Here is a 20,341-nt window from a genome sequence, read left to right as displayed (position 1 = left end):
AAAATATAGAAATATAAAAAGATGAAAATGCTTTTGATGTTGATAATAAATCAAAGCAGTCGAGAAAATGAAATTAAAAGCGAACCAATAGGAACCTTCAGGATAAAAGCACCCATCAAAAAACAAAAAAAAGAAAAAAGCCGCCTTAACAGCAGCTTCAAATCCACTTAATGATGCCCGTGCCCGTGCTCCGCCTGTTCTCTTTTAAACTTGACGTAGCTTTCACCGGCTGCCTTTAAACACTTCTCGCAGAGCATTGCGTTTTCAGTCATGACACCTTTTGAGAAGTTGGGGATGTGCATTTCCACGGCGTAGAGGTCGGTTTTTGTGCCGCAGAGGGTGCATTTGCCGGGGGTGCCTGCAAGTTCTTCTTTTTCCACTTTTACATAGATCGTCACATAAATTTGGAACAGACCTCAAATATGTCCAAACCTCACAACATAAAGAAAGATTAATAACTGCTCAATATACTGTAAGAAATACAAAGCAAAAAAATTAAACTTGATAAGTGACGGAGGCAAATTTTCCACGTACTTAAACGGAAATATCGAACTTGAGATTTATTCTGATGAAATTTTCAGTAGCGTAGACCCTTTTGATAATACAAAATGGATGTACCTCGGAGCTCTCTTTGTCCCTAAAGATTGCAAAGAGGATGTTTTGACAAACTTGAAAGATCTGCGGTGCATAAAAAATCACCATTGGAATGTCTCAGATTCATGCTGTCCTGATAGATGTAAGTTTCATGAAGATAATGATACTGAGATTCATTTCAAAGAAATTCACAGATCAAGTGCTAGATACATGATAGCAAAAAATTGGATCAATTTTATCAACAGGGAAGCTTGTCAAAAGCACCGAAAAATGTTATACTTTAATATTCTGGGAATAAATCTTTCAAACATAGATTACAGAGAATTTGGTAGTGGCGGAAAAATAGAACTTAACATCTATAACCGATTTTATAGAACTGTTTTAATGAGCGGTTTAAACTATTTTTTTAAAGATTACTCCAATATTGTCGTGAATTCTATATTTCATGACAGAGGAAGTCAAGAATACCATGATTTTTTCCCTTGGCACCCAATTCAACAAACCGAATTCGCAATAGATAAGTTGAGCATAAACTGTGACGAAATAAAATTTATCGACTCAGACCATAGAGAAAGCAAGTCAGATGAATCCCAATTTATTCAATTGATCGACTTGATTCTTGGAGCAACTTTTTCAACTATCCATAACTCGTCAAATAATTCAAGAAAAAAAGAAGTTTGTGAACTTTTCAAACCAACATTGCGTAAACTTTTGGATCGCAAAAAGAGTCAAAAAGGACAGATGATAGGAAATTACTACAAAAGTAATTACTATAGGACATACCAGATATCGTTTTTTCCAAAAGATAAAATGACACCGGAGGAAGTTATTACTTATCTAGACCTTCAAGGCAATGTTAGAACGAAAGAAAAGATAAAAGTCGACAACTTCTATTATTCACGTTTAATTGAGGCAAAAAACCAACAAAAGCTTGACAAATGGTTTTAAGAAACTTTGGAATTATGTCAAAAAGAAACTGGCGAGGGATATAAAGCTACCAGCACCCGCCAAAAAAAATAAGAAAAAAGCCGCTTTAAAAGCAGCTCCAACTCAACTTTAATGCTTCGAGTGCCCGTGTTCCCCGTGCTGTTCCCTCTTGAACTTCACGTAGGTTTCACCGGCTGCATCCAGGCATTTTTTTCAGAGCATGGCATCCTTTTTTACGATTTCTTTTGAGAAGTCGGGGATGTGCATTTCTGCAGCGTAAAGGTCGGTTTTTGAGCCGCAGAGGTCGCATTTGTCGGAAGTGCCTGTAAAGATCTCTTTTTCCACTTTTACGCGGGTTTTGTCGGCGGATTCGAGACAGTTCTCGCAGAGGCCTGCCCAGACGCCTTCGGGGTAGGCGAACTTGAGGAGAGGGCGCAGGACCCTGACCGGGTTTACGGTCGGGATTGCACGTCCGCAAAGATCACAATATGTCACAATGACCCTACCTGCAACACCTGCAACATAATGTATTTGAAAGAACAGGACATAAAGAAGAATGCAATGGGCTCTACACCACATAAGAGAGGGAAAGAGATTCTGTGTACCGTGCTCCCTGAATTTTTCAAGGCACGGGAATATGTTGAACTTGCATATCTCTTCGGCTCGACAGCCGAAGGCACGGAAGGGCCGTTAAGCGATATTGATATAGCTGTGTATCTTTCCGGCAAACTTACAAAAGGAGAGAGGATCGAAAAGCGCCTGGAATTAATGGGAGAGCTTGCAACCTTCCTCAAAACCGATCATGTAGACCTTGTAGTGATGAATGATGCTTCACCGGTTATTAATTTTGAGGTAATAAAGCCCAATGTGCCGTTATTAGTCAGAAACGAAGACCTTAAACTGGACGTGGAGCATCGTGTAATGTCCAGATACCTGGACAGAAAGTACCATGAAGACTTTTTAAATAAGGAATTGCTGAAACGAATAAGGGAGAAGAGAGGTATTCCGAATGTCAGCAGCAGATAAGATCTTTAGAAAGTTAAACTTCATGCAGCGCTGTATGGACTACCTGAAATCAATAGATTCCGACAGCACGGACCTCGAAAGCAATTATGAAAAACGTTCCGCAGTCGAGAGAAATTTCCAGCTTGCAATTGAATGTGCCATTGACATCGGAGAAATCATCATCTCAAAAGAGGGGTTTGAAAGGCCTGAAGACTATAGGAGTGTTTTTCGGATTCTTGGCAGGCACAAAATAATCCCTAAAGAATTTGCAGAGGAATTCGCTTTTGCAGCAGGGTTCAGAAATGTTCTGGTCCATATATATGAAGAATTGGACCCTGACGTATTAAGAAAACTGCTAGCTGAAAACCTGGAAGATTTTGATACATTTGCCTTTTACGCTGCAGAATACGCAGAGAAACTTGCAGAATAAAATGAGATTTCAATAATCAAAAAAAAGGAAGAAAAAAGCCGCCATAACAGCAGCTTCAACCTCACTTAATGATGCCCGTGCCCGTGCCCGTGTTCCCCGTGCTGTTCCCTCTTGAACTTCACGTAAGTCTCACCGGCTGCCTTTAAGCATTTCTCACAGAGCATTGCATTCTTTTTTACGACTTCTTTTGAGAAGTCAGGGATATGCATTTCCACGGCGTAAAGGTCGGTTTTATCTCCGCAGAGGGCGCATTTGCCTTTTTTGCCTGCAGAGGTCTCTTTTGCCACTTTTACGCGGGTTTCCTCGGCGGATTCAAGGCAGGTCTCGCAGAGGCCTTTCCAGACTCCTTCGGGGTAGGCGAACTTGAGGAGAGGGCGCAGGACCCTGACCGGGTTTACGGTCGGGATTGCGCGTCCGCAAAGATCACAATCTGTCATTTCTCTTTACCTCCTTAACTCCTTAGACCAGTACCTTTGCCGCTTCCATTGCCCACTGCATGAAGGGTTCGGGCCAGATGCCGATTACCAGGACGCCAGCCACTGCGAGCAGGAGGGCCATTGCGTACGGGAAGGGAGTGCTGACCTTTTCACCATCGGGAGGCAGGAAGTACATGTACTTCACGAGCCTTGCGTAGTAGAACAGGGAAAGAGCACTGTTCAGGATGGCAATAACCGCAAGCCATACAAGCCCTGCCTGGATGGTCGAGGAGAAGAGCACGAACTTGGCCATGTACCCTGCAGTCGGGGGAATCCCGGCAAGGGCAAAGACGAATATCGTCATGGAAATGGCTGCAAGAGGCATTCTCTTCCCGAGGCCCTTAAAGCTGTCAAGGTGGTCGGGGACTTCCAGGTTTCCTTTCTTTTCCGAGGTGACCATCCAGACCACGGCTGCAGCGGCTATGAATGCGCCTGCCTTCATGAAGGCGTGGGCAAGGGCGTAGAGGATGCCGCCTGTAAGGGCCATGGGGGTCATGACCACGAAGGCCATTGCAATGTACCCGGCCTGGGCCAGGGACGAGTAGGCGAGCATGCGCTTGACGCTGGTCTGGGCAACTGCTACCACGTTTCCGAAGGTCATGGTAACAACAGCCAGGATCGTAAAGGCGAGCTGCCAGTCAGGCTGAAGGGCTATGAGGGCCACGATGAAAAGCCTGAAGGCTGCAACAAAGCCCATCTTCTTGGACCCGGCTGCAAGGAGGGCGGACACGACCGAGGGGGAGCCCTGGTAGGTATCCGGAGCCCACATGTGGAAGGGCACAAGGGCCATCTTGAAGCCGAAGCCTGCAATTAGCAGGACGACTGCCACAAGCCCGATGGGGTTGTTCACAAGGAGCCCGCTGTTTGCTGCGATCAGGGGGATGCTCGTCGTGCCGGTTGCCCCGTAGACGAAGGAGATGCCAAAGAGCATCAGGGCAGCCGAGACCGAGCCGATCACGAAGTACTTCATTGCGGCTTCGAGGGACCTTGCGTTCTGCTTTTCGTAGCCTGCAAGGGCATAGGTAGCCAGGCTTGCAAGCTCAAAGGCGCAGAAGAGCACGATCAGGTCGTTGGCTGAGGCCACGAACATCATGCCGAAGGTTGCAAAGAGCACCAGGGCATAGAACTCTTCGGTGTGGTTGCTGTCTTCGGTGTACTTGATTGCAGCTACCGAGACCAGCAGGGCGACTGCCAGGAAGACCAGTTTGAAGAACTGGGAGAGGGCATCGATGCTGAGGGTGCCCGAAAACATTGCTGCTTCGGTCCCGAAGCTCCCGACTGTCAGGCCGAGGGCTCCAAGGATGCCGAAGGTTGCAAGGTATCCCAGCATGTTTTTGGCCTGGGGGGACATGAAAATCCCTGCCAGCAGGACAAAGAGGCCGGTAACCGCAATTGCGAGTTCAGGTGCGAGGAGCGTCAGGTTTTCCATGCTTCACACCCCCGCTGCAGCCGCCAGGCTGACTATTGCTTCCGAATTAGTAATCATCATATCAAGCACCGGGCTCGGGTTCAGGCCGAAGTAAAGCACCAGGAGGGCGATTACGGCCATGGAGAAGACCTGAAGCGCATTTATGTCCTTCACGTCCCCGAGTTTCTCATTGTACACTCCGAACATTGCCCGCTGCATTGCCCAGAGGTGGTATCCCGCAGTAATCACGATTGCAAGCAGGGCGATTACCACAAAGCCGGGCAGGTTCACGAAGCTGAAGGTCAGCACCAGGAACTCGGCAATGAACCCCGTAAGGCCCGGGAGGCCGAGAGAGGCCATAAAGCCGACCATCATGATAACTGCCAGTTTGGGCATCTTCCGGGCAAGCCCGCCGAGCTCGTTGATGATCCTTGTACCTGCACTGGCATGGATTGCGCCTGCGGACATGAACAGGATGCTCATGATAAGCCCGTGGGAGAACTGCTGGAACATCGCACCCGAAACCGAGAGGGCTACAAGGCCTGCCGAACCCAGGGTCACATAGCCCATGTGGCTCACACTGGAGTAGGCGATCATGCGTTTGAGGTCCTTTTGCCTGAGTGCCAGGAGAGCTCCGTAGAGGATGCTGACCGACCCGAGAAGACCCATCATGGCAATGATCAGGTTGGGGCTTCCGGTGTTAGGAAGCATCGGCAGGATGATCCTGAAGAGCCCGTATCCACCGATCTTGAGCAGGACAAAGAGCACACTGCCTGCGGTCGGGGCTTCGGAGTAGGCATCCGGAAGCCAGGAGTGGAAGGGGAAAGTCGGGATCTTTGCCAGGAACCCAAAGAGGATTGCAAGGAAGATTGCATCCCTGAGCATTCCGGACTCAAAGAACTGGAACTGTGCGATCAGTTCCCTTATGTCGAAGGTCGGGACCCCGGTCTGCTGCCAGGCAGCATAGAAGAGCCCGAAGATTCCCAGGAGCATTACAAGGGATGCGACATGCGTGTAGATGAAGAACTTGTAGGACGCATGGGCCCTCTTTTCCCCGCCCCAGATGTTCACCATGAAGAAGAGCGGGATCAGGGTAAGCTCCCAGAAGATGTAGAACATGAAGAAGTCCAGGGCTACGAAGACCCCGATAACTGCAGCCTGCATGGTAAGGATCAGGCCGTAGAACCTGTTAGGGGCTTCTCTCTCCTCTTTCCAGGAGTAGAGGACCAGAAGGGGGATCACAATTGCATTGAGCAATATGAGGGGCATGGAAATGCCGTCAATTCCCACGGTGTAGCTGACCCCGAGGGAGGGGATCCACTCCACGGACTCAAAGAACTGCATTGCAGCCGTGCTGCTGTCAAAGTTCATGTAGGCATAAAGGGCAAGGCCCAGGGTCACCAAAGACCCGAGAAGGCCCATTCCTGCAGCCTGTTCTTTCGTTTTTGCAAAAAAGGTCACTGCTGCAAAAATCAGCGGCACCAGGATCAGCAACGATGCGACCGGCAGCATCACAGCACCTCCATTATCAACTTAACAAGTATTATCAACAGGCTCACACCTGCGATCACGACGGTTGCATAGGTCTGGACAACCCCGGTCTGGATTTTCCGGAGCTCTTCGCTTGCAGCAACCGTGACAATTCCGACTGCCTCCACAATGCTGTCAACGACCACGTCAACTACCTGGGCCAGGAAGGCAACGACGCCGTAGACCACACCGATTGAGAAGAATTCCGTGTAGATCTCGTGCTGGTAGTAGCGCTTGTAGAGCAGCTTGTAGACCGGGTTCTTCATGGAAGCCAGGGCTCCGAGGTCCACTGCCCTCAGGTAGTAGAGCGCAAAGGCAATTCCGAGACCTGCAAGAGCAACAATGAGCGGGAGCCAGAGGATGAAAAGAGGCTCGTGCCCTGCAGCATGGACAAGTTCGTTCCCGCCGATTTCGGCAAGGCTTCCGATGTCCACGGAAACAAAGCTGTTTGTAAAGGTTTCTTCAAGGAAGTTCATGAAGCCGGTCTGGGTCAGCCCGCCGAACACCAGGGCAAAGAGTGCCAGGATGCCGAGCGGAATGGTCATCACTGCAGGAGACTCGTGCCCGCCGTAGCTGCTCCGCGGCTTTCCCGTAAAGGTCATGAAGATCAGCCTGAAGATGTAAATCGAGGTAAGAAGTGCAGCTGCGATGGAGAACAGGTATGGGACCCAGTTGTGGGTGTGTTCTCCGAAGAGGAATGCACTCTCGATGATTGCGTCTTTTGAGAAGAAACCGCTTGTCCCGATTGAGGTTCCGGGGATCCCGAAACCCGCAAGGGCAAGGGCTGCAACGGCCATGGTGGCTGCAGTGATCGGCATTACCTTTCCTACGCCTCCGAGCTCCCTCATGTCCTGGGTTCCGACTGCGTGGATCACACTTCCGGCACAGAGGAAGAGGAGGGCCTTGAAGAAAGCGTGGTTGATCAGGTGGAAGAGGGAAACTCCCACTGCCTCAAGCCCGATAGCTGCTCCCAGCCCAAGGCCGAGCATCATATACCCGAGCTGGCTGATAGTGGAAAAGGCCAGCACACGCTTGAGGTCGTTCATCACAATGCCCATGGTGCCTGCAAAGAGGGCGGTAAAGCCTCCGAAGTAGGCCACGACCATCAGGGAGTCGGGGGCTGCGATGAACATCGGGAAAGTCCTTGCGACCAGGTAGACCCCCGCAGTAACCATTGTTGCTGCATGTATAAGGGCTGAAACCGTTGTCGGGCCTTCCATTGCGTCGGGAAGCCACACATGCAGGGGGAACTGCCCGGATTTCCCTACGGCTCCTCCGAAGAAGAGCAGAGTAATAATAGTAAGGTGGCTCACTTCAAAGCCGAAAACGTTTGCCTGCAGGGCCGAAAGCTGGGGGATGTACCCGAAAATCTCGTCAAAGCGGAGCAGGTATACCCCTTCGGTGAACCCGCCTGCAAGTTTCAGGAGGTCTGCGGTGAGCACGATGATGCCCGTAAGGAACATCACGTCTCCGATCCTGGTGGTCAGGAAAGCTTTCTTTGCAGCGGATGCAGCCGAGGGCTTTTCAAACCAGAAACCGATCAGCAGGTAAGAGCAAAGCCCCACAAGTTCCCAGGAGACAAAGAGCTGCAGGATGTTGTCCGAGAGGATAAGGGACAGCATGGCCGCGGTGAAGAGTGCGGTTTCTGCGAAGTACCTGGACTTTGCGGGGTCGTGGGACATGTACCCGACTGCGTAGATGTGGATAAGCAGGCTCACGAAAGTGACCATGGACAGCATAACTGCAGCCAGGGGGTCAATTAATACTCCCAGGTTGAGCACTGCAAACCAGGAAACGGACTGGCTGACAACCTCTTCAGGGTTTGCCAGGAGCCCCAGGGTAATCATGAAAGAGATTACGAAGGAGGCGGCAATGGCTGCTATCGGAACGATTGCCCCTCCGGAGGGCAGTTTCTTCCCGAAGAAGAAGGTGATTACAAAAGCCAGTGCCGGAAGCACCGGGATCAAAAATGCAAATTCTTCCAGAGCCATTTTTACCACCTCAGAAGGTTAAGCTCGTCAAGGTTGATCCTGTCATGCATCCTGTAGATTGCCATGAAGATAGCAAACCCGATTGCTGCTTCGGCAGCCGCAAGAGCAATGGAGAACAGGGCAAAGACCTGGCCGTTTAAGGTGTCCGTGTAACTTGAGAAAGCCACAAGGTTCAGGTTTGCGGAGTTCAGCATGAGCTCGATGCACATGATCAGCCTGATACCGCTTTTATGTGTCATTACGCCGTAGAGCCCGATGGAGAAAAGCAGGGCTGCAAGGCCGAGGTAAAAGCTTAAGGGAATCATTTGTCTCCCTCTCCTTTTGCCATATAGATTGCCCCGATCAGGGACGCAAGCAGGACGATTGACAGGACCTCAAAAGGCACCACGTACTGGGTGAAGATGAGCATGCCAATGCCTTCTATGTTGCTCTGGTCAGCCGGGTTAGCGGGAAGTTCGGAGACGGTATTCCAGGAAGTCCCGAAGGTCCCCAGCACCACGACGAACAGGAAGAGCAGGGACACTGCAAGGGCTGCTGGCCGGTTAATCTGCATTGGAAGCACCTCCGAGTTCGCGCTTGGTAAGCATCACGGCAAAGAGGATCAAAACTCCGATTGCCCCGATGTAGACCAGCACCTGGACAATTCCGAGGAACTGGGCGTTCAATAAGATGTAGAGCGCTGCAACGCCGAACATGCACATGATAAGGGCAAGTCCGGCCCTCACAACGTCCTTTGCGATAACCACAAAGATTGCGAAGAATACCGTTACTACGGCAAGCAGGCCAAATGCCCCCATTTCCAGAAGGGCTCCGATAGATTCAAGTCCGGTCATCTCTCATCACCTTCCTCAAGGTCAACTTCCCGGGCAAGTTTTTCAGGGGTCATGAGCAGGTCTTTGTGAGTCCACTTGACGACGCCCTTGCAGTATTCTTTCCCGCTGGAAAGTGCACCTTTCGGGCACTGGTCAATGCAAAGCCCACAGAAGAGGCAGTGACCTATGTCAATTTCCGGGAACCAGCGCTGTTTTCCACTGCCAGGGGCAATCGGGGCTTTTACGATCCTGATTGCGTTGTTAGGGCAGGTGTTGGCACAGATCCCACAGCCTATACATTTACTTTTGTCGAGGATCTGCAGCCCCCTGAACCTGTCGGAGAGCGGGCTTTCCACTTCAGGGCACAGCCTGGTTACGCGTTCCTTAGGGATGTTTTTAAGCGCATATCTGATATTTTTAAGAACCATGCTCTCTCACACTCCCAGATAGAGCCCGAGGCCCACTGCCCAGGCAAGGTTCAGGAGGGACAGAGGCAGGAGCTTTTTCCAGCTGAGGTCCACTACCTGGTCGATTCTGAACCTGGGGACAGCCCATCTCATCATGATAATAGTACACAGGACAAGAACGGTTTTCACAAGCAGGAAACCTGTGGGGGCAATAAGGCCAAGTATCGGGTTGTTTGCTACAAATGCCGGCACGTTCCAGCCGCCAAGGAAGAGAAGAGCCACAAGGAAAGAACCGAGGATCATGTGGATGTACTCGGCAAAGAACCCGAGCCCGAAACGCATTCCTGTGTATTCGGTAATCCACCCTGCGACCAGTTCTTCTTCGGACTCGTTCTGGTCGAAAGGAAGCCTTCCCATATCAGCCATAAGGGCAATAAAGAAGACAATAAATCCGAGCGGCTGCAAGAAAATGTTCCAGACAAGCCCCTGGGCCTGTGCGATTTCCACGATGTTAAGGGACCCGGTCATTACAGCCACACTTACAACAGTGATTCCGAGGGGCACTTCATACCCGACCATCCGGGCAAAGTTCCTGAATGCACCAAGGAGAGAATACTTGTTGTTCGAACCGTAGGCAATCATGAAAATCCCGAAGATGGAAATTGCAGACACTGCCTCGATATAAAGGACACTGATGTCCATTTCGGTTGCCGCTAACGGGTACTCGACCCCGTTAATAAAAACAGCACCTACGGGGATTGCAACAAGCATAAGGAAAACCGAGCCCATCATGAAGATCGGGGCGTTGTCGAAAAGGAGACGGTCAGCGTTCTTTGGCCTAAGGTCTTCTTTCGTAAAGAGCTTGATCGCATCGGCTACCAGCTGCAGGAGCCCGAATTTTCCTACCCTCATGGGGCCGTACCTGAACTGGATGTCGGCTGAGAGTTTACGTTCAATCCAGACCGCACCCATTGCGCCCAGGAAGATGGCTCCTATAAGGGACAGGCCTACAATCCCGCGGATCCAGGGAAGGAACGGAACTATGAATTCAGGGATTTCTATCATCACACTCACCTATCCGCTTCACTGGTGCAGCCGTCCATGCTGCCTGAAATTGCTGCCACGTCCGCAACCGTTGTGCCCTTAATCAGCGGAGGCAGGGCCTGAAGGGTCGGGAAGTAGGGGCCTCTGACTTTTACCCTGTGGGGCTTGTCCGTGCCGTCGGAGACCATGTACATGCCCATCTCGCCTCTCGGGTCTTCGACCCTGTGGAACACCTCTCCGGCGGGAACTCTCATAACAGGGGTCCTCCTGCCATAGGGAGAGTTTACCGGGAAGATCGGGCCGCCAGGGATCCGGTCAAGGCACTGTTCTATAATATAGATACTCTCCCGCATCTCGTTAAGCCTGACCCGCACCCTTGCAGCGCAGTCCCCTGCGGTGTCGGTACAGACCTTGAAGTCCAGGTCCTTATAAACAAGGTAGGGCTCGTTCTTCCTTATATCGAAAGGAACGCCCGTTGCCCGGAGCGCAGGCCCCGAAACCCCAAGGCTCTTTGCAACGTCTGCGGTAAGGATGCCAACACCCTCAGCACGTTCCCTGTAGATTCTGTCCGTGTTGAACATTTCCTCGTAATCGTCAATTACTCTCTTGAGGTTGTTCAGGACAGGAAGGGCTTTTTCCTTGAAACCTTCAGGCAGGTCGTCGCGCACTCCTCCGAACTTGAGGAAAGTGTGTGTAACCCGGGCTCCGGTAACCATGTCGATAAGGGTCAGGATATCTTCCCTTTCCTTGATCGTGTACATGAACATGGAAACAAAGCCGATGAATTCCCCATACTCACCCATACCAAGCAGGTGGCTCTGGAGCCTGGAGAGCTCTTCTACAATGACTCTTATGTACTGAGCCCTTTCGGGAACCTCGATTCCTGCCAGCTTTTCTACGCAGCCCACAAAACATTCTTCGTTTGTCAGGGCCACCAGATAGCAGATCCTGTCCACGATTGTAATTCCCTGGAGGTATGTCTTGTTCTCCAGGATCTTTTCTATGCCTTTGTGAATGAAACCCAGTTCCACCTCAGCATCCATCACAGTTTCCCCTTTCAACCTCAGGTTCAGCCTGAAGGGTCCGGGCTGCATGGGATGCTGGGGGCCCAGGTGTACAATCATCTCATTTGATCCAAGCATTTCTTCCATTTTTCACCCCTCACACCAGGTTTCTTGCAGTCCTGTTCGGGAAACCCTCGTAGTCTTTCCGAAGGGGCCATTCGCCCAGCATTTCTTCGGGAAGCACCAGAGGTTTCAGGTTCGGATGGTTTTTGAACATGATCCCGTAGAGTTCGTAGGTTTCCCTTTCATACCAGTTAGCATTCCAGTATACAGGTACAATAGATTCGATTTCAGGGGAATCCCTTGGCAGCCTTGCTTTCAGCGTCAGGACCACAGGGTGGTCGTATGAAGCTATGTGGTAGACTACTTCCAGCTCGTTTCTTTTGGGGTAGTCCACTCCGCAGACGGAGCAGAGGTGGTCGAACTGAAGGGAATCTTTCAGGTACTGGCAGACCTCTTTTGCAAAGCTGCCGTCCACGTATGCCCTTATGCGGACAGGGGATTCGACCTCGGCTTCGGAAATTGCCTCTGAAAATGCCCCGGTTAATGATTGGATAATTGTTCTGGCATCCATGATTTTCCCTCTAATACTCTGAAATTTCAGAAAAACCTCAATATTCCGTGCCCCGGTCTTTTTTGGCTATTATCTTGTTCTGCAGTTCCACGAACCCCTGGATCAGGGCTTCAGGCCTCGGCGGGCAGCCGGGAATGAACACATCAATAGGAAAGAGTTCATCGATGTTCTGCACCGTGCTGTAGGACTCGTAAAACGGGCCGCCGCTAATCGAGCAGTCCCCCATGCAGATCACCCACTTGGGAGCAGGCATCTGTTCCCAGAGCCGCTTTAAGGCTGGCAGGTATTTCTTTGTCACATAGCCGCTGATGATCATGACATCGGCGTGCCTCGGGGAGTTCCTCGGGATGATCCCGAAACGGTCAGTGTCGTAGTGAGCACAGCCGGTTGCGATCATTTCCACTCCGCAGCAGCCCATGGGCTGGGTCATGAACCAGAGGGAGTTTTTTCTCCCCCAGTTGATCAGGTCCTGAGCCTTGGTCTTCTTTAGGAAGTTGTGGATCGCACTTGTGGTGGTCGTGATCACCCCGGGGATTTCTTCTTCCTGATTGGCCTTTGATTCATTCGTTTTTTTCGCCTTCACTTCACCCATGTAAGGGCCTCCTTCTTCCAGAGATAGAGGTATCCGAAGAGCAGTACGAAGATAAAGACAACCATCTCGATTACTGCGATTGAAGTGATCCCGTGCCCCTTGTAGACCGTGGCCCAGGGGTAAAGGAAAAGCACCTCAATATCAAAGAGGACGAAAGCAATCGCATAGAGATAATACTCAACATTGAACTGGATCCTTGCAGTCCCGGTGGGAACGGAACCCGATTCATATGTTGTGTATTTGCTTGCTGCCTTGCTCCTCGGACTCAGTTGCTTTACGATGAACATTGTCATGGGCGGCATGATGAGCGCCACGACAAGAAAGACTGCAACCGGTATGTAGCTATCAATTATTCCAGACATTGTATCACCTGTCTAAGTGCGGCAATCTGAAACTGCAGCATTGCATGACCTGGATAATAAATTATTATCCCGGACAAAAAAACTGTATCCGAAAGACTGTGGTTTTTACCTGAACCGCAATCGGGACGAATACAGGTCCTGTTATGTAATACCTGCATTCCGAGTACCCGTTTTTCTGACAGACCCGAATCTGTGCGAACACAGGCACACGCTTTGCGGGGTTTGAAAATTGCCTTCCAAACCCGAACTGTTTTAATAAATCGCCAGAAGTTAGGGAGGTCCCACCCTTCGGCAGCAGGGTCAAATTATCATGAAATTAGTATAATTAATAATTAAGATTTCAAACCGCCAAGTTAATTCTGCAAATGAATTAGGGGTTATTTATAGCTATGTGCTAGATAATTAATATTATATAAATATTAAGTAGAAATAATTGAACATCTGTTTTTAAAATACAAAAATGTAAAAATAAAATGTAGGGGAAGCATTATACTGCCTGCGAAAATATATATACACCATAAATAGGTTGTTAACCCAAGATTGTCATGGCGCATATAAAAAAATTCACCTCAGGTCCAATGATTTTAAAGAGGATGGAGAAGAAATATATATAGATAATTATTATTTTAAAATCCCTTAAAAACCTTTGAATACATTACAGATAATAATGACAAAACCGAAGGTTCACAGACTTCCGGGGCAGTATAAAAGAAAAAAATATGAGGAACTGGGAATCCGGGAAAGGACACTCGGGACAGCATAAAGAAAGGAGATTTCAATATTCTGCCCCTCTGTCCCTGCAGAAGGAAAAAGCTGTATGTATTATACTGGCATTTCAGGATTATAATCCCGGCAATCCCCAGCAATACGCGAAATAGAATTAATCACATACCCGAATTGGTGACAAACCCGGACAAATATCGGGAATTGTTTGGGATAAAAATGTGACACCTCCTGAGTATATAATGGGTCAGCACATTACCGATCACTTAAAAGGCCGTCATATTACCAATCACTTAAAAGGCCTCCATGTTCGGTGCATGGAAAAGCAGCATATTATAACCATAAAGGAATAATTAAAAGACATATTACGGACTGCACATTGTTGCTGACTGCACGTTAAAGGCAGCCAGGGAATTGCACAAAGACAAAAAAGCCTCCGACCTGTACCCTGAAAACATAAAGGGGCCGATGCATGGGACTGATACATCATACCAACACATTATAATAACTCCTTTCATGATAGGAATCTGGTGGAATCGCATGAAGATTAACGAGAACTGCGTAGGGTGCGGCCAGTGTGCTTCCTTTTGCAAGAAAGGTGCAATAGAAGTCCTGGGAAAAGCCAGGGCCACAGATGCCTGTATTGAATGCGGGATATGTGCCCCCTACTGTCCTGTCAGGGCCATAGAGGTGCAGGTATGAAAGCGATAGTTATCGGAGCCGGACTTGGTGGGCTCCTGAGTGCTGCCAGGCTCTCGAAAGCAGGGTATGCAGTTGAAGTTTTTGAAAGGCTTCCGATCACAGGAGGCAGGTTCACAAATCTCGAGTACGAAGGTTTCCAGCTTTCCAGCGGAGCTTTCCATATGTTCCCCCACGGGCCCGGAGGCCCTCTGGCCAGGCTCCTTGAAGAAGTAGGAGCAGACGTGCAGATCGTTCGGTCAGGTCAGACAGCCCTGCGCGTACCCCTTAAAAAAGGGAGTACTGATTACGGCGCCGGATTCAGGGACATCCCTTTCTACGATTTTCCTGCACTTCTTTCCAACAAAGACCGCCTGAAAACCGCTTTTTTGATAGCAAGCACCAGAAAGAACCGTCCCGCGGGAAGTACTCTGCAGGCCTGGATCAAAACCCAGGTAAAGGACGAATGGCTGGTAAGGCTTGCGGACTCCTTTTGCGGCTGGTCCCTTAGCCTGAGAAGCGAAGAAGTCCCGGTAGAAGAAGTCTTTGAAATTATTGAAAACCTGTACCGTTTCGGCGGCCCCGGTGTCCCCATGGGAGGGTGCAAAGGGGTGATCGACGCCCTGGAAGCGGTGATCGCAGCAAACGGCGGGATAATCCGCACAAAAACCGAGGTCTCGAAAATCCTGGTGGAAAACGGAAAGGTTACAGGCGTCCTCGTGAACGGCGAGGAACATGAGGCCGACCAGGTCATCAGTAATATAGGGCATGCCGCAACTGCCGGGCTCTGTGGAGAAGCCCTGTCCGGAGAAAAATACGCGGGCTACCTCGAGATGCTTGAGACCCTCCAGCCCTCAGCCGGAATAAAGATCTGCCTTTCCGCAGCCGAGCCCCTAATCGGGCATTCCGGAGTCCTGCTGACCCCCTATGCAAAAAGGATTAACGGGATCAACGAAGTCACCCAGGTCGACCCGAAACTTGCCCCGCCTGGCAGACACCTGACCATGTCCCACCAGCACGTAGCTCCCGAGAACGTAAAGGACCTGGAGGCCGAAATAGAACTCGGGCTAAAAGACCTGAAAGCGATCTTCCCCGGCAAAAAATACGAAGTCCTGCTCATCCAGTCATACCATGACGGCTGGCCCGTAAACAGGGCAGCCTCAGGCACCGACCCCGGAAACGAAACCCCGATCACGGGGCTTTACGTCGTAGGGGACGGGGCCAAGGGCAAAGGAGGCATCGAAGTCGAAGGTGTAGCCCTTGGTGTGGCTGCAACCATGAAGAAAATCCTCGGCTGAAATTCCCGATTACAATGAACCCTGATTACGACAAAACCCGATGAGAATAAACCCTGATTCCGATAAAAACCAGAACTAAGCAGGTGTTTTACCATTCCACCGGAAAAACCACCTTTTGTAACTTACTCAAAAAACGTTTTCATCCCCGTAACCAATGTCTGCAGGAACCGCTGCGGCTACTGCGGTTTTCGGCGGGAGCCAGGACAGCCCGGAGCCCGGCTCATGAAACCCGAAGAGATAATCCTTATCCTTGAAAACGGAGTGAAGGCCGGGTGCACGGAAGCTCTTTTCACCTTCGGAGAATACGCCGAAGAGCTACCCGAATACATGAAATGGCTCGGAGAGCTGGGGTATTCCTCCACCCTGGAATACCTCATCTGTCTCAGTGAAGCTGCAATCGAAATCGGGATCCTGCCCCACACCAATGCCGGGGTCATGACCCGGGCCGAACTCGAAGCCTTAAAGCCATTAAACGCCAGCATGGGGCTGATGCTCGAGAGCACTGCAACCCTGGACGCCCATAAAGACTGCCCGGGAAAGCTTCCCGAAAGCAGGCTTGAGACGATCCGGGAAGCCGGAAAACTGCAGATCCCCTATACCACGGGCATCCTTGTGGGAATAGGAGAAAGCAGGGAGGACAGGGTCGAGTCCCTTGAAGCAATCGCAGGCCTGCACAGGAAGTACGGGCATATCCAGGAAGTCATTATCCAGAACTTTGCCCCCAAACCCGGGACGCCCATGGAAAAGCATCCCGAGCCCACGGTGGATGAGATGATGGATGCAGTATCCCTTGCCAGGGAAATCCTGCCGCCTGAAGTGGCCGTGCAGGTAGCCCCAAACCTGATAGAGCCAAAAGCCCTTATCGCAAAAGGGGTAACTGACCTGGGAGGCATCTCCCCTCTTACCATTGACTGGATCAATCCGGAGGCCGAATGGCCAGACGTAAAAGACCTGCAGGCGAAGTTAGGAGACATCCCCCTCAGGGAACGACTGCCGATCTACCCCCGGTATGTGCAGGAAGGGTGGTACTCGGAAAGGATAGGAGAGCTGATCAAGCGGCTCTCTGACAGAGAAGGTTACAGGAAACAGCCCGGAACCGGGAATTCAGAGGAGTAAGAAAAATGGACAGTATAATCCCCGACGACCTCATTGAACGCGCATACCAGGGAAAAAGCACTAAAGAAGACACCCTCCTGCTCCTGGAGGTGCCGCCATTCGAACTCTTCAGGTTTGCAGACGAGCTCCGCACCCTTGCCGTGGGAGACGAGGTCACGTACGTCGTAAACAGGAACATCAATTTTACAAGCCGCTGTGTGGGAACCTGCGGGTTCTGCGCATTCAGAGACAACAAAGGATACACCCTGAGCCTGGAAGAGATCCTTGCAAAGGTAAGAGTGGCCGCAGAGGCAAAAGCTACGGAAGTCTGTATCCAGGGAGGGCTGCTCCCCGAAGTGGGCCTGGACTTCTACCTTGATATTGTAGAATCCATAAAAGCCGAATTTCCGGAAATGCATATCCACTCCTTTTCCCCGATGGAAGTCTACCACGCCTCCCACATCAGCGGAATCCCGGTAAAAGAAGCCCTTTTCAGGCTCAAGAAGAGCGGGCTTGACACCATGCCCGGGACTGCAGCCGAAATTCTTTCAGACCGTGTGCGTGAAATCATCTGCCCCTCGAAACTCAAGACCGCAGAATGGATCGATGTTGTTACGCAGGCCCATGCTGCAGGGATTCCCACCACTGCAACCATGATGTACGGGCACGTTGAAACCCCCGAAGAAAGGATCGAGCACATGCTGATTATCCGCGAGATCCAGAAAGAAACCGGAGGCATTACCGAGTTTGTGCCCCTTCCTTTCATGCCCTACAACAACCCGATAGGGGAAAAAATGATAAGAGAAGGCCGATACGCCACCCCCGGTCTGGAAGACCTTAAGGTTTATGCGCTTTCACGAATCCTCTTCCACAGGCATGTGGATAACATCCAGGCAAGCTGGGTGAAACTGGGGAAAAAGCTTGCCCAGTTTGCCCTCCACTGCGGGGTCAACGACCTCGGCGGCACCCTGATGGAAGAAAGCATCTCCAAATCAGCCGGGGCAAACCACGGGGAAATGATTTCTGTGGAAGAGCTGGAATGGATGATCCACGGAGCCGGCAGGGTCCCGAAAGAAAGAACTACCCTTTACAGAGGAATACATGAGCTGGCTTCCGGAAATCCTGGAAAAGTGCCCCGGTTCGGAGCATCCCAATAAACCTGCTCATCCGGGAACGGTTCAGGGAAAACATGAATTTTGGACAGGAATGATCGGATGGACATGAAAAAACCGACAATCTCCGAGGACGTCATTGAAAGGGCGCACCAGGGGAAATGCACAAAAGAAGACGCTCTCCTCTTGCTCAAAGGAAACCCGTTTGAGCTTTTCGCGCTGGCCGATGAACTGCGAGCCCTGGCTGTGGGCGACGTGGTCACCTATGTGGTGAACAGGAACATCTACATCACAAACAAGTGTGTCGGAAACTGCGGGTTCTGTGCCTACAGGACTGAAAAAGGCTACATCCTTAACGTAGAAGAAATCCTGAAAAAAGTGGGAGACGCAAAAAAAGCCGGAGCCGTAGAAATCTGCATCCAGGGAGGGTACACCCCGGAAGCGGACATGGAATTCTACCTGGAGATCGTCGAGTCCATAAAAGCCGAATATCCTGATATGTGCCTCCACGCCCTGTCCCCTATGGAAGTGAACTACGCAGCTGGGCTTTCCGGCATGTCCGTAGAAGAAGCCCTCAGGAAACTGAAAAAGAGCGGGATTGACTCTCTGACCGGGACCTCGGCTGAAATCCTTTCAGACAGGGTAAGGAAAATCATCTGCCCGAGCAAGATAAATACCCAGCAGTGGGTCGACACCGTGACCGCAGCCCACAAAGCCGGGATCTCTACCAATGCGACCATCATGTACGGGCATGTGGAAACCTTAGAAGAGCGCCTGGACCACATCTTCACCATCCGTGAAATCCAGCAGGAGACCCGCGGGTTTTCCGAACTCATCCCGATGTCCTTTTTGCCCTACAACAACAGGGTCGGGGAAAAGATGCTCGCATCAGGAAAGTTCCAGAGCACCGGGCTTGAAGACCTCCAGCTCCATGCAATCGCCCGGACCATCCTGCACACTCATGTAAACAATATCCAGGCAACCTGGGTGAAGCTCGGGAAAAAACTTGCCCAGGTAGCCCTCCAGTGCGGGGCCAACGACCTGGGCGGCACCCTGATGGAAGACCAGATCTCAACTGCCTCAGGGGGCAGCAACGGGGAATACGTGTCTCCTGCGGAGTTCGAATGGATGATAAAAGGCGCAGGAAGGATTCCGGTGCAGAGGGACACCCTGTACCGGCAGGTAGAACCCCGCTGTCTCGAAAGCCAGGGTTCGGTCCCGAATTACCAGAAAGCCGGGATAGGCAGCAGGGAATGAAAACAGCGTATGGAAAAAAGAGAAAAACTTTCGACTACGTACAAAAGCGCACACAAACCGCAGGAATTCAGATGAGAGCCGTAATCCCCTATAAGAAATCCGGTGCAAAATCCCGATTATCCCCGGTCCTGAGCCAGGAGGAGAGGGAAGAATTTGTTGAGCTCATGCTGAACCAGGTAATAGGTTCCCTCCGGGAAGCCGGAATCGAAAATATCGATATCCTGAGCCCCTCGATGTACGGGCTTGAGGACATGGAGAAAGCCCGGGTCATCCTGGATGAAAAAGACCTGAACGAAGCCCTCAACCTCTACCTCGAAAAAGCAGGAGAACCTGTCCTGATCGCTATGGCCGACCTGCCCCTCCTCTCCGCAAACCACATAAAAGACATCAGCTCAACCGGAAAGGACGTATGCATCGTCCCGGGAAAAGGAGGAGGGACAAACGTCCTTTTCATAAAGAACCCCTCCAGCTACCGTGTGCGGTACTACGGCTCAAGTTTCCTGACCCACCGTTCGATCGCGGAAGAAGCCGGGCAGAGCGTCGAGGTCTATGATTCGTTCCTTGCAGGCACGGACATCGATGAACCCGAAGACCTGGTGGAGCTGCTCATACATGGAAAAGGTGCCTCAAGAGCTTACATCAACCGGAAGTTCAGACTCGAAGTAAGTAGAGGAAGGGTCGGGCTGGCTCCGGTTTGAGCCCTTAAACATCCCGGACCCCCAAACGAACAGAATCTTCCGCTCCGAAAGAACAGAATTTTCCACTCCGAAAGGACACAAAACCATGTTTTTCTGCAGGAAAGTTTGAGGGAAAGTGAACTACCCCTCCCTGCCTCCTTCGGAGTCGAGGAAGGGGCTTCCTTCGAGTACTCGAATCATCCAGGTATTGGCTCTAAGAACTCAATACCCATCTTCAAGCCTGTTTGTCGAAGATTATCGGCAAAAAACCGATAGCCTGTCCAC

At 50.7% G+C, this 20,341-nt stretch carries 24 protein-coding genes; 9 read left to right on the top strand and 15 right to left on the bottom strand.

Annotated elements, in window-relative coordinates; translation table 11 throughout:
* Positions 1 to 167: 167 nt before the first annotated feature.
* A complete protein-coding gene (gene fpoO, locus FTO70_RS15915; protein WP_255336751.1) occupies positions 168 to 398 on the bottom strand; it encodes a F420H2 dehydrogenase subunit FpoO in 231 nt (76 codons plus the stop codon).
* Positions 399 to 501: 103 nt separating this feature from the next.
* Here fpoO (FTO70_RS15915) and FTO70_RS15910 point away from each other — a divergent pair, with 103 nt between their 5' ends.
* Positions 502 to 1,542 (top strand): hypothetical protein, encoded by a 1,041-nt coding sequence (locus tag FTO70_RS15910; RefSeq protein ID WP_255336750.1) that lies wholly within the window; start codon positions 502 to 504, stop codon positions 1,540 to 1,542.
* Positions 1,543 to 1,734: 192 nt separating this feature from the next.
* Here the strand turns inward: FTO70_RS15910 and fpoO (FTO70_RS15905) are convergent, their stop codons facing one another.
* The gene (fpoO, locus tag FTO70_RS15905) at positions 1,735 to 2,016 is read right to left on the bottom strand and encodes a F420H2 dehydrogenase subunit FpoO (RefSeq protein ID WP_255336749.1); all 282 of its coding nucleotides are present in this window, start codon (positions 2,014 to 2,016) and stop codon (positions 1,735 to 1,737) included.
* Between the two features lie 36 nt (positions 2,017 to 2,052).
* On the opposite strand from fpoO (FTO70_RS15905), the gene FTO70_RS15900 reads away from it, so the two are divergent.
* Both FTO70_RS15900 and FTO70_RS15895 read left to right on the top strand, forming a co-directional pair.
* Positions 2,053 to 2,547, top strand: a complete 495-nt coding sequence (locus FTO70_RS15900) for a nucleotidyltransferase domain-containing protein (protein ID WP_255336748.1) — start codon at positions 2,053 to 2,055, stop codon at positions 2,545 to 2,547.
* The gene (locus tag FTO70_RS15895) at positions 2,531 to 2,956 is read left to right on the top strand and encodes a DUF86 domain-containing protein (RefSeq protein WP_255336747.1); all 426 of its coding nucleotides are present in this window, start codon (positions 2,531 to 2,533) and stop codon (positions 2,954 to 2,956) included. The genes FTO70_RS15900 and FTO70_RS15895 overlap by 17 nt, the downstream gene beginning before the upstream one ends.
* Positions 2,957 to 3,021: 65 nt before the next feature.
* On the opposite strand, the gene fpoO (FTO70_RS15890) is transcribed toward FTO70_RS15895, so the two are convergent.
* Genes fpoO (FTO70_RS15890) through fpoA form a run of 13 tightly spaced genes read right to left on the bottom strand, consistent with a single transcriptional unit; the run spans position 3,022 to position 13,216 of the window.
* The gene (gene fpoO / locus FTO70_RS15890) at positions 3,022 to 3,393 is read right to left on the bottom strand and encodes a F420H2 dehydrogenase subunit FpoO (protein ID WP_255336746.1); all 372 of its coding nucleotides are present in this window, start codon (positions 3,391 to 3,393) and stop codon (positions 3,022 to 3,024) included.
* Between the two features lie 22 nt (positions 3,394 to 3,415).
* Positions 3,416 to 4,861: a F(420)H(2) dehydrogenase subunit N gene (gene fpoN / locus FTO70_RS15885; protein WP_255336745.1), complete on the bottom strand. Its 1,446-nt coding sequence runs from the start codon at positions 4,859 to 4,861 to the stop codon at positions 3,416 to 3,418.
* 3 nt (positions 4,862 to 4,864) lie between these two features.
* On the bottom strand, positions 4,865 to 6,352 hold the full coding sequence (gene fpoM, locus FTO70_RS15880) for a F(420)H(2) dehydrogenase subunit M (RefSeq protein ID WP_255336744.1): 1,488 nt from the start codon (positions 6,350 to 6,352) through the stop codon (positions 4,865 to 4,867).
* A complete protein-coding gene (gene fpoL / locus FTO70_RS15875) occupies positions 6,352 to 8,361 on the bottom strand; it encodes a F420H2 dehydrogenase subunit FpoL (protein WP_255336743.1) in 2,010 nt (669 codons plus the stop codon). Before fpoL ends, fpoM begins: the two co-directional genes overlap by 1 nt.
* A 2-nt stretch (positions 8,362 to 8,363) precedes the next feature.
* Positions 8,364 to 8,666 carry a F420H2 dehydrogenase subunit FpoK gene (gene fpoK, locus FTO70_RS15870; RefSeq protein ID WP_304364529.1) on the bottom strand — a complete coding sequence of 101 codons (303 nt, stop codon included), beginning with the start codon at positions 8,664 to 8,666 and terminating at the stop codon, positions 8,364 to 8,366.
* A complete protein-coding gene (fpoJ, locus tag FTO70_RS15865) occupies positions 8,663 to 8,914 on the bottom strand; it encodes a F420H2 dehydrogenase subunit FpoJ (RefSeq protein ID WP_255336742.1) in 252 nt (83 codons plus the stop codon). Before fpoJ ends, fpoK begins: the two co-directional genes overlap by 4 nt.
* Entirely contained in the window at positions 8,904 to 9,194 is a 291-nt protein-coding gene (locus tag FTO70_RS15860; protein ID WP_255336741.1) for an NADH-quinone oxidoreductase subunit J, read from the bottom strand. Before FTO70_RS15860 ends, fpoJ begins: the two co-directional genes overlap by 11 nt.
* Positions 9,191 to 9,601, bottom strand: a complete 411-nt coding sequence (fpoI, locus tag FTO70_RS15855) for a F420H2 dehydrogenase subunit FpoI (RefSeq protein ID WP_255336740.1) — start codon at positions 9,599 to 9,601, stop codon at positions 9,191 to 9,193. The genes FTO70_RS15860 and fpoI overlap by 4 nt, the downstream gene beginning before the upstream one ends.
* Positions 9,602 to 9,607: 6 nt before the next feature.
* Positions 9,608 to 10,645 carry a F420H2 dehydrogenase subunit FpoH gene (gene fpoH, locus FTO70_RS15850; protein WP_255336739.1) on the bottom strand — a complete coding sequence of 346 codons (1,038 nt, stop codon included), beginning with the start codon at positions 10,643 to 10,645 and terminating at the stop codon, positions 9,608 to 9,610.
* A gap of 5 nt (positions 10,646 to 10,650) precedes the next feature.
* On the bottom strand, positions 10,651 to 11,775 hold the full coding sequence (gene fpoD / locus FTO70_RS15845; protein ID WP_255336738.1) for a F420H2 dehydrogenase subunit FpoD: 1,125 nt from the start codon (positions 11,773 to 11,775) through the stop codon (positions 10,651 to 10,653).
* A 10-nt stretch (positions 11,776 to 11,785) separates the two neighbouring features.
* Entirely contained in the window at positions 11,786 to 12,262 is a 477-nt protein-coding gene (gene fpoC, locus FTO70_RS15840) for a F420H2 dehydrogenase subunit FpoC (protein WP_255336737.1), read from the bottom strand.
* A 37-nt stretch (positions 12,263 to 12,299) separates the two neighbouring features.
* Positions 12,300 to 12,854 (bottom strand): F(420)H(2) dehydrogenase subunit B, encoded by a 555-nt coding sequence (gene fpoB, locus FTO70_RS15835; RefSeq protein ID WP_255336736.1) that lies wholly within the window; start codon positions 12,852 to 12,854, stop codon positions 12,300 to 12,302.
* Positions 12,842 to 13,216: a F420H2 dehydrogenase subunit FpoA gene (gene fpoA / locus FTO70_RS15830; RefSeq protein ID WP_255336735.1), complete on the bottom strand. Its 375-nt coding sequence runs from the start codon at positions 13,214 to 13,216 to the stop codon at positions 12,842 to 12,844. Before fpoA ends, fpoB begins: the two co-directional genes overlap by 13 nt.
* A 1,263-nt stretch (positions 13,217 to 14,479) precedes the next feature.
* Here fpoA and FTO70_RS15825 point away from each other — a divergent pair.
* From FTO70_RS15825 to cofC, 6 genes are all read left to right on the top strand, one after another.
* Positions 14,480 to 14,641 carry a 4Fe-4S binding protein gene (locus FTO70_RS15825; protein ID WP_255336734.1) on the top strand — a complete coding sequence of 54 codons (162 nt, stop codon included), beginning with the start codon at positions 14,480 to 14,482 and terminating at the stop codon, positions 14,639 to 14,641.
* The gene (locus FTO70_RS15820) at positions 14,638 to 15,915 is read left to right on the top strand and encodes an NAD(P)/FAD-dependent oxidoreductase (RefSeq protein WP_255336733.1); all 1,278 of its coding nucleotides are present in this window, start codon (positions 14,638 to 14,640) and stop codon (positions 15,913 to 15,915) included. The genes FTO70_RS15825 and FTO70_RS15820 overlap by 4 nt, the downstream gene beginning before the upstream one ends.
* Before the next feature lie 93 nt (positions 15,916 to 16,008).
* A complete protein-coding gene (gene cofG / locus FTO70_RS15815; protein WP_255336770.1) occupies positions 16,009 to 17,031 on the top strand; it encodes a 7,8-didemethyl-8-hydroxy-5-deazariboflavin synthase CofG in 1,023 nt (340 codons plus the stop codon).
* A 5-nt stretch (positions 17,032 to 17,036) separates the two neighbouring features.
* Positions 17,037 to 18,167, top strand: coding sequence for a 5-amino-6-(D-ribitylamino)uracil--L-tyrosine 4-hydroxyphenyl transferase CofH (gene cofH / locus FTO70_RS15810; protein ID WP_255336732.1), 1,131 nt, complete (start codon positions 17,037 to 17,039; stop codon positions 18,165 to 18,167).
* A 57-nt stretch (positions 18,168 to 18,224) separates the two neighbouring features.
* Entirely contained in the window at positions 18,225 to 19,379 is a 1,155-nt protein-coding gene (gene cofH, locus FTO70_RS15805; RefSeq protein WP_255336731.1) for a 5-amino-6-(D-ribitylamino)uracil--L-tyrosine 4-hydroxyphenyl transferase CofH, read from the top strand.
* Between the two features lie 71 nt (positions 19,380 to 19,450).
* Positions 19,451 to 20,077, top strand: a complete 627-nt coding sequence (gene cofC, locus FTO70_RS15800) for a 2-phospho-L-lactate guanylyltransferase (RefSeq protein WP_255336730.1) — start codon at positions 19,451 to 19,453, stop codon at positions 20,075 to 20,077.
* Positions 20,078 to 20,341 lie beyond the last annotated feature (264 nt).

The organism is Methanosarcina sp. KYL-1, assembly GCF_024372725.1.
GTDB lineage: Archaea > Halobacteriota > Methanosarcinia > Methanosarcinales > Methanosarcinaceae > Methanosarcina.
Note: the sequence above shows the minus strand (reverse complement) of the source record. Positions and strands in the feature narration are given on the sequence as shown.